The organism is Mycobacterium adipatum (assembly GCF_001644575.1).
GTDB lineage: Bacteria > Actinomycetota > Actinomycetes > Mycobacteriales > Mycobacteriaceae > Mycobacterium > Mycobacterium adipatum.
Window position 1 is genome coordinate 2,158,911 of the sequence record NZ_CP015596.1, and the last position, 15,448, is coordinate 2,174,358.

Sequence of the window (15,448 nt, forward strand, 5' to 3'; positions counted from 1 at the left end):
TCAGGCGACCGCGTGGGCCACCCGATCTGCCGGCAGCGCACTCAACCCGAGGTGATCGCGCAGGGTGTCACCGGTGTACTCGGTGCGGAACAGCCCGCGCCGCTGTAGCTCGGGCACCACATAGTCGACGAAATCATTGAAGGTGCCCGGGCTTTGGCCCGCGGACACCATGAAACCGTCGGCCTCGCCCGAGGTGAACGACTCCTCGATCTGATCGGCCACCTGCGACGCGGTCCCGACGTACTGGGGAAGCAGCACACCCTGGGCGTACCACTTGCCGATATCGCGCAGGGTGAGGTTGTCCCGATTCGCCACCCGCCGCGCGGTGTCGAACAGGCCCTGGGTGCCGGTCACCTCAATGTCCTGCACCGGCGCGTCCAGGTCGTACGTCGAGAAGTCGTGGTTGGTGTGCACGCTCAAGGTGATCAGTCCGGAGATCGGGTCGGCCAGTTCGTTGTGGAAGGCCTGCTTCTCGCGGGCGATCGATTCGGTTTCACCGATGAACGGGATGAACGCCGGGAAGATCAGCACCCCGTCCGGATTTCGGCCGAAATCGCTTGCCCGCGACTTGATGTCGTCGTAGTAGGCGCGCCGGCCCTCCGGCGTCGGGTCGATCTCGAAGATCGCCTCGGCCCACCGGGCGGCGAAATCCCGTCCGGAGTTCGACGAGCCGGCCTGGATGAGGACCGGATGGCCCTGCGGCGAGCGCGGCACGTTCAGCGGGCCGCGGGTCCGGAAGAACGTGCCCTCATGGTCGACCCGGCGGATCTTCGCCGGGTCGGCGAACACCCCGCTGGCCTTGTCCACCACCAGCGCGTCCGCGTCCCAGGAGGACCACAGTTCCAATGCGGTGCGCACGAACTCGTCGGCCCGCTCGTAACGCAACTCGTGGTCCAGGTGGTCGTCCTGACCGAAGTTCTGCGCCTCGCTGGCCGTCAGCGAGGTGACGATGTTCCAAGCGACCCGGCCGCGGGTGATGTGATCCAGGCTGGCGAAGATGCGGGCGAGTTCGTAGGGGTGAAAGTAGGTCGCGGACTTGGTGATCGCCACCCCAAGTTTCGACGTGACCGCACCGATGCTGGCGGCCACGATCGACGGATCCAATGTCGCGGTTGCCTGGGTGCCGCGGCGCAGCGGCTCGGTGATATCGGCGCCATACTGGGCCGGGGCGGCCAGCAGGTCGGCGAAGAACACGAAATCGAACTTGCCGCGCTCCAGGATGCGGCCGATGCGGTGGTAGTACTGCGGGCTGGTGAAGTCGGTATCGCTGCCGGGGTGCCGCCACGCGGCGTGGCTGTGGGTGACCTGGGACGCGATCTGGAAGCCGCCGAGGTGCAGGTGTCTGGGCATGATGTCGGGTCTCCTTGTGATTTCGGCGTGATTCGCTGCGCTCACCGCGGCGAATCACGCCGAGATCATGGGTGGTAGGGGGTCAGAAGTAGGCGTTGGCGGGGATGGCGGTGCCGTGCAGCAGGTTCTGCCCAACGACCCGCGCCTTGAGGCCCACCGGGTTGTGCAGCGTGATGGTGCGGATGTTTCGCCAGTGTCGGTCCAGGTTGCGCTGCCGGCTCGCCGCGCTGGCTCCGCCGAGCTCCAGCAGTCGGGTAGCCGCGATCGGCGCGACATCGTCGAGATGAACCTTGACCTTGGCCACTTTCAACTGGGCCTCGGCGGCCAGGTCCGCGTCCGGCACGCCGTCGACCTCGGAATCGGTGGCCGCGCCGAGGGCCGCGGCGGCGTCCAGCACCGCGGTGCGGGCGATATAGGCCACCGAAGCCAGTTCGCCCAGCTGACGCTGGAGCAGGGGGTCGTCGGCGGGCCGTTCGGAAAGCGCGTGGCTGAAGCTGCGTTCCCGTGACCGCAGCAGTTCGACGCCGTCGTCGACGACATTGGCCAGCACACCTGCCACCACGGCGTGGATGTAGAGCTGCAAGGACGCGTACTGGATGGTCGGGACCGGCTCGGCGTCGTATGGGCTGTCGCTGAGGATTTCCTCGGCGGCCACCGCGACACCGGTGAAGGTGGTGGTCCCGGTGCCGGTGCGGCGCTGCCCGAAACCGTCCCAGTCGTCGATGATCGTGACCCCGGCCCGGTCCGCCGGCACCACGACCAGGGCGACGGAATCGTGATCGGTGGTCGCCGTGGTGGTCAGATAGTCGGAGAACAGGGTGCCGGTGCTGTAGAACTTTTCGCCGTCCAACCGGAAACCGCCGGTCGGGGTGGGCAACAACCGGGTGTTGAACACCAGGCTGCCGACGGCCTGGGTACCCTTCTCGCTGAATGCGTTGCCGAAGATCTTGCCCGCTGCGACACGATCGAGCCAGGTGTGCGACCGGGAGCGCAGCCGCTCCTCGACGAACCAGAAGTGGGCACGGAAGATGTGCGCGACGATCGGGTCGGCCTGGGCGACGTCGATCACCGCGGAGAACAGTTGCGGCACGGTGAATCCCGCACCACCGAACTCGGCGGGCAGCCGCAGCGTGCCGAATCCGGCGCGTTTGAGGGCAGTCACCTGGTCGAAAGGGTTCTCGTCGTTGAGGTCTCGGTCTCGTGCCCCGGAGGCGATGCTGCTCAGCAGATCCTTCCATTGCGTTGACCCGGGCAGGACGTGCTGATTGTGTGCGACGGTTGTCATGTCGACCATGTGTACCGGCGGTGACCGGCGTGGCGCACTGCTTGGGATCACCGCGATCCTGAGAGTGATCCTGTGACTGTTCGGCGGGAACGGGGCAGAATGGTCGGTGATGACGATGTCCGCCAAGCGCCGCCGGGCCCACGACAAGCTCGCCGCCCTGCCCGGTGTGCGCCCGGTCCGCCGGCCGGTCGCCCGCACCGGGGATGCGGCGTTCGACCTGTACTACGTGCGGGTCGGCCGTAAAACGGCGCATCCGGTGGTCGTCATCCCCGGTGGCCCGGGGTTGGCGTCGGTGGCGCCGTACCGCGCGTTCCGCCGGCATGCGGCCGCCGCCGGGTGCGATGTCATCATGATCGAGCACCGCGGTGTGGGGTTGTCCCGCCACGACGACGACGGTGCGGATCTGCCGCCGGAGGCGATCACCGTCAAGCAGGTGGTCGACGATGTCGCGGCCGTGCTCGACGACGCCGGTGTCGCGACCGCGCACATCTACGGCAGCTCCTACGGTTCCTATATCGCGGCCGGTGTCGGCGTGCGTCATCCCGGCCGGGTCGCCGGGATGGTGCTGGACTCCCCGGTGCTCTCGGCCGGGGATATCGACGAGATGCGGACCGCGATCCGCGGCCTGCTCTGGGACGGGACCGAGGAGCCGGGCGGTGCGGGCGAACCCTCGCCCGACCTGGCACTCAAGGTCAGGACGCTGGCCGAGGAGGGGATGAAGCTCGACGGCTCGGCCCAGGTTGCCAGCATGGTCTACGAGTACGGCGGTGTGCACCTGCTCGATCGCCAGCTCGACCTGCTGCTGCGCGGCCGGACGCTGCTGTGGGCGGGACTGAGCACGCTGCTGCGGATCACCCAGCGCAAGACGCCCTACCGCCACGAGGACGACCTGGTGGCCCGAATTGCGTTCCGCGAGCTGAATTTCGCCGGTGAGCCCGACGGGCTACCGCTGGATCCCTCGGTGGTGATGCGGGAAATCCACGATCCGGAACAGGAATTCGAGCGTGAGCCGTTTGACCTGGTTGCCGCGATGCCCGAATTCGACTGGCCCACCGCGGTGCTCTCCGGTGGACGCGATCTCACCACGCCGCCCGCGGTGGCGCGGCAGGTGGCCGATCTGATCCCGCACGCCACCTTGGTGACGTTGCCCACCGCCGGTCACAGCGTGCTCGATACCAGGGAGCGGGCAGCCCTGGAGGTGATCGGTGCGCTGCGGATCGGGGCGGTCGGCACGCTCGCCGAGCGCGGCGTGGAATTGGACCGGCTACCCGTCAATCCGATTGTGCGGGCCGCGATCACGGTGATCGCGGCGGCGGCCGCACTCGAATCCACCCTGCCCGCGGCGGTGCCGCGGATCGTCTCGCGGATCAGGGTTTCATGAAACCGATCGCCGAGTAGTTGATGTCCCCGATACCGGTGGGGCCGTAGTTCGCCAGGGTGCTGCGGACGGCGACGTTACCCGGCGCCTGGAACAACGGCAGACTGTGCCCCTCGGCCCAGATCATCTTGTCGAGTTCGTTGGCGAGTTCGCGCGCCTTGCCCTGGTCCAGTTCGGAGAGCGTCTCTTCGATCTTGGCGTCGATCTCGGCGCTGCCGATCTTGCCGTAGTTGCTCTCGCCCTGGGCGGCATAGATCTGGGTCAGGCTGGCCAACGGGAACGCGTCGCCGCCCCAGCCGAACTGGGCCATATCGAAGTTCCCGATGGTGACGTAGTCGGGGAACAGGGCGCCCCCGGCGGCCGGCACCAACTCCAGGTTGATGCCGATCTGGGCCAGCTGATTCTGCGCGATCTGGGCGACCGCGCGGGTGCTCGCGCCGTCGTAGAAGACGTTGCGAATCTTCAGCTGCTTGCCGTCCTTCTCCCGGAACTGGCCGTTCTGCACCCAGCCCAGTTCGTCGAGTTCGCGTTTGGCCGCCTCCGGATCGAAGCCGATGCTGTTGTCCTGGTAGCCCTCCTGGCCGGCCAGGTAGATGTGGTTGTTCAGCGCCGCCGGATTGTCGGCGAGACCACGCTGGGTCACCGCGGAGATGGCCTGGCGGTCGATGCCTTTCATCACCGCGGTGCGCAACCCGGGATCGGCGAGGATGGCGCCCTCGTTGCCGTTGATCGTGAAGTGATACCAGTTCGGGGCCGGGGCACGCCGGATGCTGATCCCCTGGGTGCGCTTGGCATTCTCCAGATCGTCCAGCGAGGCCAAACCCACCGAGTCCAGGGCGTTGTTCTGCAGCGCCGGGATCACCGCGGCGTCGTCGAGCACGGTGTAGGTGATGGAATCCAGTAGCGGCGGTGTGCCCCACCATTTCGGGTTGCGGGTCAGGATGATTCGTTGCGCACCGCGATCGACGGTGCTGATCATGAACGGACCGGCAGACACCGACGGGCCGTTGAGGAAGCCCTTGTTGAAGGCCTCCGGGTCCGAGGTCACCGCCTTGGACGCCAGCATCGCGTTGCCGGCGAACATGCCGCGCCAGTCGGCGAAGTGCCGGTCGAAGGTGATGACGGCCTGCCGGTCGTCCACGCCCTTGGTGACCGAGGCGACCCGCTCGCTGCCGTTCGGGGAGGCGAACAGGAACCGCTTGTCCTTGCCACTGGTGGCGTTGATCTGGGCGGCCATGTCCTCCCAGGTGATCGGCGACCCGTCCGACCAGACCGCCTTGGGGTTGATCGTGTACGTGACGACCTGTGGGTCGGTGCTGGTGAGTTCGACACTGGTGAAGTAGTCGCTGTTGACGGTCATCTCGCCGTCGGGCTTGATGACGAACGCGCGCGGCAGCGTCGCCCGCAGCATCCTGCCCAGCTCGGCGAGATTGCCGTCGACGTGCAGGTAGTTGAAGTTGGGCGGGAAGCCGGTCAGCGCCAGCCGCAGATTTCCGCCCTGCGCCAGGGTGGCCGGGTCCTGTGGGTTGATATCGGCGGTCGCGCCGAGTTCGGCTTCACCTCCGGCCGATGGCACCGAGGTGTCCGGGCTCGAGCAACCGGTCAGGGCAAGTGTCACCGCTGCGCCCACCGCGAGTAGACGCCTAATCGCACTCATGCGTTCAGACTCTAACCGGCATCGGGCCGGTGGCGGGGGACCGCCGAGAGCAGGCGGCGGGTGTACTCGTGCTGCGGCGCGTCGAACACAGCCTCGCTGTCGCCCTGTTCCACGATGCGGCCGCGGTGCATCACGGCCACCCGGTGGGCCAGGTGGCGCACCACCGACAGGTCGTGGGAGACGAACAGGTAGGCCAGTCCGAACCGCTCCTGCAGATCGAGCAGCAGGTTGATGATGCCCGCCTGGATCGACACGTCCAGTGCGGACACCGGCTCGTCGAGGGCCAGGATCTTGGGCTGGGTGGCCAATGCCCTGGCGATGCCGATGCGCTGCTTCTGCCCGCCGGAGAACTCCGCGGGGTAACGGCCGGCGTCCTCGCGGCGCAGGCCGACCAGGCTCAGCAGTTCGGCCACTCGGGGTTCGATATCGGGCTTTCCGGAACCGTTGGCGAGCAACGGTTCCGATAACACGTCGAAGACCGGAAGGCGCGGGTCCAGCGACGCGACCGGATCCTGGAACACCACCTGCAGATCGCCGCGCAGCAGTCGCCGGCCGCGGCGGTCCAGTTCGGCCACATCGGTGCCGAGTACCTCGATGGAGCCGGCCTGTGGGGCAGCCAGCTCCAGGATCTGGTGCAGTGTCGTGGACTTGCCGGAACCGGACTCGCCGACGATGCCCAGCGTGCGGCCCTGGTGCAGATCGAAACTGACCCCGTCGACGGCGCGCACCTCACCGACCCGGCGGCGGAACACCACACCCTTGGTCAGCGGGTAGGTCTTGGCCAGGTCGCGCACTCGCAGCACGATCTCACCGTCTGTCCCGGCGGTGTCCGCGGTGGCGGGGGCGGGCGGCAGCCCGTAGATATCGGCGGCGCTGCGTCCGCCGACCTGATCGCTGTTGATGCAGGCGACCTGATGGGCGGGGCCCACCGTGACGAGTTCCGGTTCGGCGGTGCGGCACTCGTCGATCGCCAGCGGGCAGCGCGGGTGAAACGGGCAGCCCGGCGGCAACGCCGCCAACGACGGGGGAGCCCCAGGGATGGGCACCAGACGCTCCCCGCGCGGAGCGTCCAGGCGCGGGACCGAGCCGAGCAGCCCTGCGGTGTAGGGCATCCGGCGGCTGCGGTACAGCTCGGCCACCGGTGCGGTCTCGACCGCGCGCCCGGCGTACATGACCAGTGCACGGTCGGCGAATTCGGCGACGACGCCCAGGTCATGGGTGATGATCAGCACCCCGGCGCCGGTGACATCGCGTGCGGTGCGCAGCACGTCGAGGATCTGGGCCTGCACGGTCACGTCGAGCGCGGTCGTCGGCTCGTCACAGATCAGCAGATCCGGGTCGTTGGCGATGGCGATGGCGATGACGACGCGTTGCCGCTCGCCACCGGACAATTCGTGCGGGAAGGCCCGCGCGCGCTGTTCGGGCTGGGCGATGCCGACGAGTTCGAGCAGTTCGATGGCGCGGGTACGGGCCTGCCGGGCGCCGGTGCCACGGTGGTGGATGCGGATGGCCTCGGCGATCTGGTCGCCGACGGTGTACACCGGCGTCAAGGCCGACATCGGGTCCTGGAAGACGGTGCCGATCCGGGCGCCGCGGATGCGCGACATCTGGGTGTCCGGTAGCCCGATGAGCTCGTCGCCGTGCAGCTTCACCGAACCGGACACCGACGCGAATTCGGGAAGTAGCCCGATGACGGCCATCGCACCCGCCGATTTACCCGCTCCGGATTCCCCCACCAGGGCGACGACCTCGCCGGCATCGACGTGATAGCTCAGACCGCGGACGGCGGCGACGGTCTCGGTGTCGGTGGGAAACTCGACCCGCAGATCGCGCACGTCAAGCAGCGTCATCTGCGCCGCCTGCGGGGCTGGGCCGCCGGGTCGATCGCATCTCGCAGACCGTCGCCGATCAGGTTGGCGCACAGCACGATCAGTACCAGGACGCCGGCGGGGAACAGGAACACCCACGGGAAGGTCGTCACCGAGCGGGTGCCGTCGGCGATCAGGGTGCCCAGCGATACGTCGGGCGGTTGCACGCCGAATCCCAGAAAGCTCAGGCCGGTCTCGGCAAGGATCGCGATGCCGACGTTCAGCGCGGTGTCGATGATCAGGATGGAGGCCACGTTGGGCAGGATGTGGCGAACGATGATCCGCCAGTGGGGGACACCCATATACCGCGCCGCGGAGACGAATTCACGTTCCCGCAGGCTCATCGTCATACCGCGCACGATGCGCGAGCTGATCATCCAGCTGAACACCGACAGCAGCAGGATCAGCCACAGGATGCTGCCCGATTCCCGGGTGCGGGGTGTCACGATCGCGATGAGCAGGAAGCTCGGGACGACGAGCAACAGATCGACGAGCCACATCAGGGCGCGGTCACGCCAGCCGCCGAAGTAGCCGGCGACCGCACCGACCGTCGCGGCGATGAGCGTCGAGATGAATGCGACGGCCACACCGATCAGCAGCGACTTCTGCATACCGCGCAACGTCTGCGCCAGCAGGTCCTGCCCGATCGAGTTGGTGCCGAACCAATGCACGGTGCTCGGCGGTTGTTGCAACGCGTAGTAGTCCAGGTCGGTATGCGAGTAGGGCAGCAGCGGCGGCAAGACCCAGCAGCTCACGAACAGCAGGATCAGCACGGCGAGCGAGATCACCGCGGGACGGTTGCGCAGGAACCGGCGCAACACCAGCGTGCGCCGGGACACGAAGCGGTACTCGGTGTCGGTCATCGCACCCGCACCCGGGGATCGAGGGCGGCGTAGATGACGTCCGACAACAGACCCGCCAGCAGGATCGTCACCCCGGTGAAGACGGTGATGGCGACGACGATGTTGGTGTCCTGGGTGGTGATGCCCTGAATGACCCACTCGCCCATGCCGTGCCAGCCGAAGATCTTCTCGACGAACACCGCGCCGGTGAAGAGCCCGCCCACGCTGTAGGCGAACAGCGTGGCCATCGGGATGAGCGCGGTGCGCAATCCGTGTTTGAACAGCGCCTCGCGCCGGGTGAGGCCCTTGGCCCGCGCCGTGCGGATGAAGTCCTGCCCCAGCACATCCAGCATGGCGTTGCGCTGGTAGCGGCTGAACCCGGCTATCGAGGCCAACGCCAAGGTGAAGGTGGGCAGCACCAGATGCTGTACGCGGTCGACGAACTGGTTCCACCAACCCCCGACGGCGTCGGACGAGGTCTCCCCGGTGTATTCGAACAGTTGCACCCCGAGTATCGAGTTGACCTTGAGCGCTCCCAGGATCAACAGGTTGGCGATCACGAAGGTGGGTGCGCTGATCACGAGCAGCGAGGCCATGGTGATGGCGCGATCGGAGAACCGGTACTGCCGGATCGCTCCCCAGGCGCCGACGACGACGCCGACGATCGTGCCGATGACCGAGCCGATCAGCACCAGGCGCAGGCTGACCCCGATGCGGCGCCACAGCTCGTCGGACACCGGCTGACCGGTGACGGTGGTGCCGAAGTCGCCGCGGACGGCCCCGGACACCCAATCCGCGTAGCGCAGCGGAATCGGCTGGTCGAGGTTCAATTCGGCGGCCTTGGCATCGATGACCGCCTGCGGCGGGCGCGGGTTGCGTTCCAGCAGGCTGTCCAGCGGCGAGAAGGTCAGCGAGGTCAGCGTGAACGTGAGTATCGAGGCAAGCGCCAACAGGACGATGTAGTTGAGCAGCCGGCGCGCCAGGAACCGGGTCATGCGGCGGATCCGCTGCTGGGCTGCATGCGGACAGGGTAGGAGATGGATGCGCACTCGGTGCGTCAGGCGCGGCGATATGCGTTTCATGCCGGGCAGCGCGGGTAATCACCCGGGCATGACATCGAACAGACTGAAGCTGCTTTGTGCCAGCGCGGGCGTCGGTGCAGTACTAGCCATGACCGGCCTGTCCGTCGCCCAGACCACCACCTTCACCGCCGATCCGGCACTGCCGGACCCGGTGGTGCCAGGCATCGTGACCGAGGTGACGGAGGCGCCCACCGAGGGGCCCACCCTGCAGGCCGAGACGCCCACCTACACCACGACCACCACCACGCCCGCGCCCTGATCGCTACTCGCTCGCCGATCTCGGCGGGTAGCCGGGCGGACCGAACCCGCCGGGGCCACTGCCGTGGTCGGTGGCGGCGGAGATCGCCCCGCCGCCGATGATGCCGCCGCCACCAGCACCGCCAGGGCCGTCTGGCGCGGATTCCACTCATCTGCCATCTGGGACAGCGTGCCCTGCGCGCCTGTGTCCGGGCTGTGCACGGGGTGGGTGGGCGATCAGCGGAAATTTCACAGCTCGCGCATAGCGTTGGCACAGATTCCGCCCACCGGGGCGCCGATAATGGAGATATGACGTCTCATGAGGCACCGGCGCGTGCGGTGATGCGCCGTGCCGACGGTAGGCCGATCCAGGTGCTCGTCGTCGACGACGAGCCCGTGCTGGCCGAGTTGGTGTCGATGGCGCTGCGGTACGAAGGCTGGGATATCGCCACCGCCGGAGACGGCGCGGGCGCCATCGAGCTGGCGCGCGGCAATCCGCCGGACGTGGTGGTGCTGGACGTGATGCTGCCGGACATGAGCGGACTCGATGTGCTGCGCCGGCTGCGGGAGATGCAACCCGGGCTTCCGCTGCTGTTGCTCACCGCCAAGGACTCCGTGGAGGACCGGATAGCCGGCCTCACCGCCGGCGGCGACGATTACGTCACCAAACCGTTCAGCGTCGAGGAAGTGGTGCTGCGGTTGCGGGCGCTGCTGCGCCGCACCGGGGTCGCCAATGACGCCAGCGACGCCCAGATCGTCGTCGGCGATCTGGTGCTCGACGAGGACAGCCACGAGGTGACCCGGGCCGGCGACCCGATCTCGCTGACCGCAACGGAATTCGAGTTGTTGCGGTTCATGATGCGCAACGCCAAGCGGGTGCTGAGCAAGGCCCAGATCCTGGACCGGGTGTGGAGCTACGACTTCGGCGGCCGGTCCAACATCGTCGAGTTGTACGTGTCATATCTGCGCAAGAAGATCGACAGCGGGCGCGAGCCGATGATCCACACCCTGCGCGGCGCCGGGTACGTCCTGCGCCCACCGCGTTGATCCGATGAACAGCCGCCTGCTCGCCCCGCGCACCTGGTCGCTGCGGATGCGGCTGCTGGTCACCCAGGTGGCCTTGCTGGCCCTGGTCTGTGTGGCCATCGGGGTTGCCACCGAATTCGCATTGCAGCGCTTCCTGATGCGCCAACTCGACACGCAGGTGGTGGAGGCGGCTCGGCGGTCGGTCGGGATCATGGAACTGCCGCCGCCGCCGCTGCACCTGCCGCCGCCCCCGCCGGGAGGCCCGGTGCCGCGGATCCGATTCCGGTTCGATCCCGAGCAGGGCCCGGGGCCAGGTTTCCTGAACGCGCCGGGGCAGGCGATCAACACCGTCGGGGCGGTGATCGGCAGCGGGGGAGCAATCGACAGCGGTGTGATCACTTCCGATGGCGTCACCGCCGATATCAGCCCGGCGGCCTCCGCGCAGTTGACCCAGGTGCCCCCGGGCCGCACCCCCGTGACCATCAGCCTCGACGGCCTGGGCTCCTATCGGGTGTTGTCGGTGCAACCGCGTCGCGGAGCGCACACCGTCGTCGTCGGGCTGCCCACCACCGTCGTCGACGAAACCCTGCTGTGGGTGCTCCTGATGTTCTGCGTGGTTTCGGCGGCCGCGCTGGCCGCCGCCACGGCGGCCGGGATCTGGATCATCCGGCGCCAATTGGAGCCGCTGGCAAAGGTTTCCGCGGCCGCCCGCGATGTCGCCGACCTCGAACTCGACAAGGGGGAGGTTCGGTTGCCGACGCCGATCGTCGTGGTCGACCCCGACAGCGCGCACACCGAGGTCGGTCAGCTGGGTTCGGCACTGAACCGGATGCTGGACCGGATCGCCGGCGCGCTGACCGCGCGCCACCACAGTGAGACCCGGGTGCGCCAGTTCGTGTCCGATGCCAGCCACGAACTGCGCACCCCGTTGGCGGCTATCCGCGGTTATACCGAACTGGCACAGCGCAAACGGGACGACCTTCCACACGACGTCGCGTATGCGATGAGTCGGGTGGAATCCGAGACCCAACGGTTGACCACGCTGGTCGAGGACATGCTGCTGCTGGCCCGTCTCGACGAGGGTCGCCCCTTGGAACGCGCCCAGGTCGATCTGGTGCGGGTGGTGGCCGACGCGGTCAGCGACGCCCACGCCGCCGGCCCGGAGCACGAGTGGACCCTGGAGCTGCCCGATGACCCCGTGCAGGTCACCGGTGATGACGCCCGCCTGCACCAGGTGTTGACCAACCTGCTGACCAATGCGCGGGTGCACACCCCGGCGGGCACCACGGTGACCACCTCGGTGACCACGCGCCGCGACGGTGCCGCGGTGGTGACGGTGGCCGACGACGGCCCGGGTATCCCGGATGCGTTGCAGCCGGAGGTCTTCGAACGGTTCGCCCGCGGCGACTCGTCGCGCTCGCGGCGCGGTGGCAGTACCGGCCTCGGGCTGGCGATCGTCGCTGCCGTGGTGAAGGCCCACGGTGGCTCGATCGAGATGCGCAGTGTCCCCGGCGACACCCGGTTCATGATCACCCTGCCCGCAGGCGGTCACAGCTGACGCACAGCCGGGACCCATTCGGCGCGTAGCCGCGCGCACCAGACTCGTCGGATGGTTGCCGTACCGGGGCGCGTTCCCGACGTGTCCGCACCGCCCCGGCAGGTGCGCGAGCGTGTCGCACTCGGTGTGCTGCTTGTGGTCACCGCCGCGGTGTACCTGTGGAATCTGTCGATCAGCGGGTGGGCGAACAGCTTCTACTCCGCGGCCGTGCAGGCGGGCAGTCAGAGCTGGACAGCCCTGTTCTTCGGTTCCAGCGACGCGGCCAACGCGATCACCGTCGACAAGACCCCCGCCGCGCTGTGGGTGATGGGGCTCTCGGTGCGGTTGTTCGGGTTCAGTTCCTGGACGGTGCTGGCGCCCCAGGCGGTGATGGGAGTGCTGGCGGTCGCCGTGCTGTACGCGTCCGTGCGACGGGTCAGCGGTCCCGGGCCGGCTCTGCTCGCCGGGACGGTGCTCGCCTTCACACCGGTGGCGGCGCTGATGTTCCGGTTCAACAATCCGGATGCTCTGCTGGTGGTGTTACTGGTCGCCGCGGCGTACTGCACGCAGCGCGCCTGCGCGCCCGGGGCCGGACGGTGGTGGCTGGTCGCCACCGGCACACTGGTGGGTGGCGCATTCCTGGCCAAGATGTTGCAGGCCGTCCTGGTGCTGCCCGCATTCGGCGCCGCCTACCTGATCTGCGCCTCGGCGCCGCTGCCGTCGCGGATCCGGCGGCTCGGCGCCGGTGTGGCGGCGCTGGTTCTCTCCGGCGGCTGGTATCTGCTGCTGGTCGAGCTGTGGCCGGCCGCACACCGGCCCTATATCGGTGGGTCGCAGGGCAACAGCATCGTCGAGCTGGCCCTCGGCTACAACGGGGTGGGGCGGCTCACCGGGGCCGAGACGGGGGGACTGGGCAACCTGAACTTCGACGTCGGCTGGGGCAGGCTGCTGGGCGCCGGCATGGGCGCCGAGATCGGGTGGCTGCTGCCGGCCGCACTGATCGGCGCCGCAGCCGGATTCATCCTGACCCGCCGCGCCCCGCGCACCGATCCGGCCCGGGCGGCGCTGATCATCTGGGCCGGCTGGCTGGCGGTGACGGCCGTGGTGTTCAGCTACGCCAACGGCATCGTGCACTCGTACTACACGGTGGCCCTTGCGCCGGCGATCGCCGCCTGCCTGGCCATCGGTGCAAACCTGTTGTGGCGCAACCGTACCAGGCCGCCCTGTGCGGTGGCGCTGGCGGCGACGCTGCTGGTGACGGTCACCTTGGCGGTGGTGCTGCTGGCCCGCCGGCCCGACTGGATGCCATGGCTGCGGCCGTTGATCGCGGTGGTCGGCGTGGCCGCCGCCGTCCTGCTGCTGGTGTCGGCCCGGTTGCCCGGCGCCGTCGCGGGCGTCGTCGCCGCGCTGGCCGCGGTGTCCATCCTGGCCGGACCGGTGGCCTATTCGGTGGCCACCGCGGCGGCCCCGCACCAGGGCGCGATCCCGATGGCCGGACCGGCCCGCGGTGGCGGCTTCGGTCCCGGGTTCCTGCACGCACCCGAGCCCACACCCGACCTGGCCGCACTGCTCACCGAGGACGCCGACCGGTACACCTGGCCGGCCGCGGTGGTGGGCTCCAACAACGCGGCCGGGTATCAGCTGGCCACCGGGGTCCCGGTGATGGCGGTCGGCGGATTCAACGGCACCGACCCGGCGCCCACCCTGAAGGTGTTCCGTGACCTGGTGGCGCAGGGGCGCATCCACTACTTCATCGAATCGCGCATCATGGCCGGCGCGCGCGCCGATCACGGCGGCAGCGAGGCCGCGGTGCAGATCGCGGACTGGGTGGCGCGCACGTTCAGTCCGAGGACCGTCGGCGGCACCGTCGTCTACGACCTCACCTCATAGCCGGCTCACAGCGTGCGCCCACCGGCGGCACACCGTACGCGCCGAGCATGGAGATCATGACCGAGATCCTCTCCGCGGCACGCCCCAACGTCGCACTGACCACCCCCGGTGTGCCGGTGGTCGATATCGTGGTGCCCGTCTTCAACGAACAGGCTTCGCTGGAGAATTCGGTGCGCAGGCTGCACCGGCACCTGCGGGACAACTTCACCTTCGCCGTCCGCATCACCATCGCCGACAACGCCAGCACCGACGCCACCGGGCGCATCGCCGCCGCGCTCGCCGCTGAGCTCGAGGGTGTGCGCACGGTGCGCCTGGAGGAGAAGGGCCGGGGCCGCGCGCTGCACAGGGTGTGGAGCGAATCGGAGGCGCCGGTGCTCGCGTACATGGATGTGGACCTGTCCACCGACCTGGCCGCGCTGGCACCACTGGTGGCCCCGCTGTTGTCCGGTCATTCGGATCTGGCCATCGGCACCCGGCTCAACCGCAGCTCACGTGTCGTCCGCGGCGCCAAGCGCGAGATCATCTCGCGCTGCTACAACCTGATCCTCAAGTCCACACTGTCCGCCGGGTTCTCGGACGCGCAGTGCGGATTCAAGGCGATCCGCGCCGATGTCGCCCGCGAACTGCTGCCCTATGTGGCCGACACAGGTTGGTTCTTCGACACCGAATTGCTGGTCCTGGCCGAGCGCAGCGGACTGCGCATCCACGAGGTGCCCGTCGACTGGGTGGACGACCCGGACAGCCGGGTGGACATCGTCGCCACCGCCAAGGCCGACCTGCGGGGCATCGGACGGCTGCTGCGCGGATTCGGCGACGGATCGATCCCGGTCAACACCATTGCCGCGCAGCTGGGTTCGCGCCGATCGGCGGCGCCGGGTTCGCTGCTGCGCCAGGTCGTGCGGTTCGCCGCGGTGGGGGTGCTGTCCACCGCGGCGTATCTGCTGATCTTCCTGGGCTTGCACGGTGTGGTCGGGGCGCAGTGGGCCAACCTGCTTTCCCTGCTGCTGACCGCGATCGGTAACACCGCGGCCAACCGGCGGTTCACCTTCGGGGTCCGCGGTGCCGGTGCGGTGGCTCGCCACCACCTCGAAGGTCTCATCGTGTTCGCTATCGCGCTCGCCATCACCAGCGGTTCGCTGGCCGGGTTGCACGCGGTGACGGATCGGCCCGATCAGCTACTGGAGACCACGGTGCTGGTGATCGCCAATCTGGTGGCCACCGCGGCGCGGTTCGTCCTGCTGCGCGGCTGGGTCTTTCACCCGCGCCGCCGCTGACTCCCACGACATGAAGGATTGA

The 15,448-nt window shown here is 68.6% G+C and carries 12 protein-coding genes; 6 read left to right on the plus strand and 6 right to left on the minus strand.

Translation table 11 applies throughout. The features are described from left to right. Complete coding sequence (locus A7U43_RS10300) at window positions 1–1,350, minus strand: LLM class flavin-dependent oxidoreductase (protein ID WP_067994379.1); 1,350 nt, start codon at window positions 1,348–1,350, stop codon at window positions 1–3. An 82-nt stretch (window positions 1,351–1,432) separates the two neighbouring features. Next, a complete protein-coding gene (locus A7U43_RS10305; RefSeq protein ID WP_418287693.1) occupies window positions 1,433–2,704 on the minus strand; it encodes an acyl-CoA dehydrogenase family protein in 1,272 nt (423 codons plus the stop codon). A gap of 40 nt (window positions 2,705–2,744) precedes the next feature. On the opposite strand from A7U43_RS10305, the gene A7U43_RS10310 reads away from it, so the two are divergent. Beyond that, window positions 2,745–4,016, plus strand: coding sequence for an alpha/beta fold hydrolase (locus A7U43_RS10310; protein ID WP_067994382.1), 1,272 nt, complete (start codon window positions 2,745–2,747; stop codon window positions 4,014–4,016). On the opposite strand, the gene A7U43_RS10315 is transcribed toward A7U43_RS10310, so the two are convergent. The 4 genes from A7U43_RS10315 to A7U43_RS10330 are packed head-to-tail and all read right to left on the minus strand — an operon-like array spanning window position 4,003 to window position 9,375. Next, entirely contained in the window at window positions 4,003–5,670 is a 1,668-nt protein-coding gene (locus A7U43_RS10315; protein ID WP_067994385.1) for an ABC transporter family substrate-binding protein, read from the minus strand. The two genes, A7U43_RS10310 and A7U43_RS10315, sit on opposite strands and share 14 nt — an antisense overlap. 11 nt (window positions 5,671–5,681) lie before the next feature. Then, complete coding sequence (locus A7U43_RS10320; protein WP_067994388.1) at window positions 5,682–7,520, minus strand: dipeptide ABC transporter ATP-binding protein; 1,839 nt, start codon at window positions 7,518–7,520, stop codon at window positions 5,682–5,684. Continuing rightward, a complete protein-coding gene (locus A7U43_RS10325) occupies window positions 7,517–8,401 on the minus strand; it encodes an ABC transporter permease (RefSeq protein ID WP_067994391.1) in 885 nt (294 codons plus the stop codon). The genes A7U43_RS10320 and A7U43_RS10325 overlap by 4 nt, the downstream gene beginning before the upstream one ends. Next, window positions 8,398–9,375, minus strand: coding sequence for an ABC transporter permease (locus tag A7U43_RS10330; RefSeq protein ID WP_067994394.1), 978 nt, complete (start codon window positions 9,373–9,375; stop codon window positions 8,398–8,400). Before A7U43_RS10330 ends, A7U43_RS10325 begins: the two co-directional genes overlap by 4 nt. A 175-nt stretch (window positions 9,376–9,550) precedes the next feature. Here A7U43_RS10330 and A7U43_RS29655 point away from each other — a divergent pair, with 175 nt between their 5' ends. The 5 genes from A7U43_RS29655 to A7U43_RS10350 all read left to right on the plus strand — a co-directional run bounded on the left by A7U43_RS29655 (window position 9,551) and on the right by A7U43_RS10350 (window position 15,426). Then, window positions 9,551–9,721 (plus strand): hypothetical protein, encoded by a 171-nt coding sequence (locus A7U43_RS29655; RefSeq protein ID WP_156525883.1) that lies wholly within the window; start codon window positions 9,551–9,553, stop codon window positions 9,719–9,721. Between the two features lie 320 nt (window positions 9,722–10,041). Beyond that, window positions 10,042–10,746, plus strand: a complete 705-nt coding sequence (locus A7U43_RS10335) for a response regulator transcription factor (RefSeq protein WP_082902401.1) — start codon at window positions 10,042–10,044, stop codon at window positions 10,744–10,746. 4 nt (window positions 10,747–10,750) lie between these two features. Continuing rightward, window positions 10,751–12,283, plus strand: a complete 1,533-nt coding sequence (locus A7U43_RS10340) for a sensor histidine kinase (RefSeq protein WP_067994400.1) — start codon at window positions 10,751–10,753, stop codon at window positions 12,281–12,283. A 51-nt stretch (window positions 12,284–12,334) separates the two neighbouring features. After that, window positions 12,335–14,152 (plus strand): glycosyltransferase family 39 protein, encoded by a 1,818-nt coding sequence (locus A7U43_RS10345; RefSeq protein WP_067994403.1) that lies wholly within the window; start codon window positions 12,335–12,337, stop codon window positions 14,150–14,152. A 56-nt stretch (window positions 14,153–14,208) separates the two neighbouring features. Beyond that, window positions 14,209–15,426, plus strand: coding sequence for a glycosyltransferase (locus tag A7U43_RS10350; protein WP_231963562.1), 1,218 nt, complete (start codon window positions 14,209–14,211; stop codon window positions 15,424–15,426). Window positions 15,427–15,448: the final 22 nt, after the last annotated feature.

What these genes read in the sequence shown, in the direction of transcription:
- A7U43_RS10335 (WP_082902401.1), top strand. Translation starts at nt 10,042, where the DNA reads ATGCGCCGTGCCGACGGTAGGCCGATCCAGGTGCTCGTCGTCGACGAC.
- A7U43_RS10345 (WP_067994403.1), top strand. Translation starts at nt 12,335, where the DNA reads ATGGTTGCCGTACCGGGGCGCGTTCCCGACGTGTCCGCACCGCCCCGG.
- A7U43_RS10340 (WP_067994400.1), top strand. Translation starts at nt 10,751, where the DNA reads ATGAACAGCCGCCTGCTCGCCCCGCGCACCTGGTCGCTGCGGATGCGG.
- A7U43_RS10325 (WP_067994391.1), bottom strand. Translation starts at nt 8,401, where the DNA reads ATGACCGACACCGAGTACCGCTTCGTGTCCCGGCGCACGCTGGTGTTG.
- A7U43_RS10330 (WP_067994394.1), bottom strand. Translation starts at nt 9,375, where the DNA reads ATGACCCGGTTCCTGGCGCGCCGGCTGCTCAACTACATCGTCCTGTTG.
- A7U43_RS10320 (WP_067994388.1), bottom strand. Translation starts at nt 7,520, where the DNA reads ATGACGCTGCTTGACGTGCGCGATCTGCGGGTCGAGTTTCCCACCGAC.
- A7U43_RS29655 (WP_156525883.1), top strand. Translation starts at nt 9,551, where the DNA reads ATGACCGGCCTGTCCGTCGCCCAGACCACCACCTTCACCGCCGATCCG.
- A7U43_RS10315 (WP_067994385.1), bottom strand. Translation starts at nt 5,670, where the DNA reads ATGAGTGCGATTAGGCGTCTACTCGCGGTGGGCGCAGCGGTGACACTT.
- A7U43_RS10310 (WP_067994382.1), top strand. Translation starts at nt 2,745, where the DNA reads ATGACGATGTCCGCCAAGCGCCGCCGGGCCCACGACAAGCTCGCCGCC.
- A7U43_RS10300 (WP_067994379.1), bottom strand. Translation starts at nt 1,350, where the DNA reads ATGCCCAGACACCTGCACCTCGGCGGCTTCCAGATCGCGTCCCAGGTC.
- A7U43_RS10350 (WP_231963562.1), top strand. Translation starts at nt 14,209, where the DNA reads ATGACCGAGATCCTCTCCGCGGCACGCCCCAACGTCGCACTGACCACC.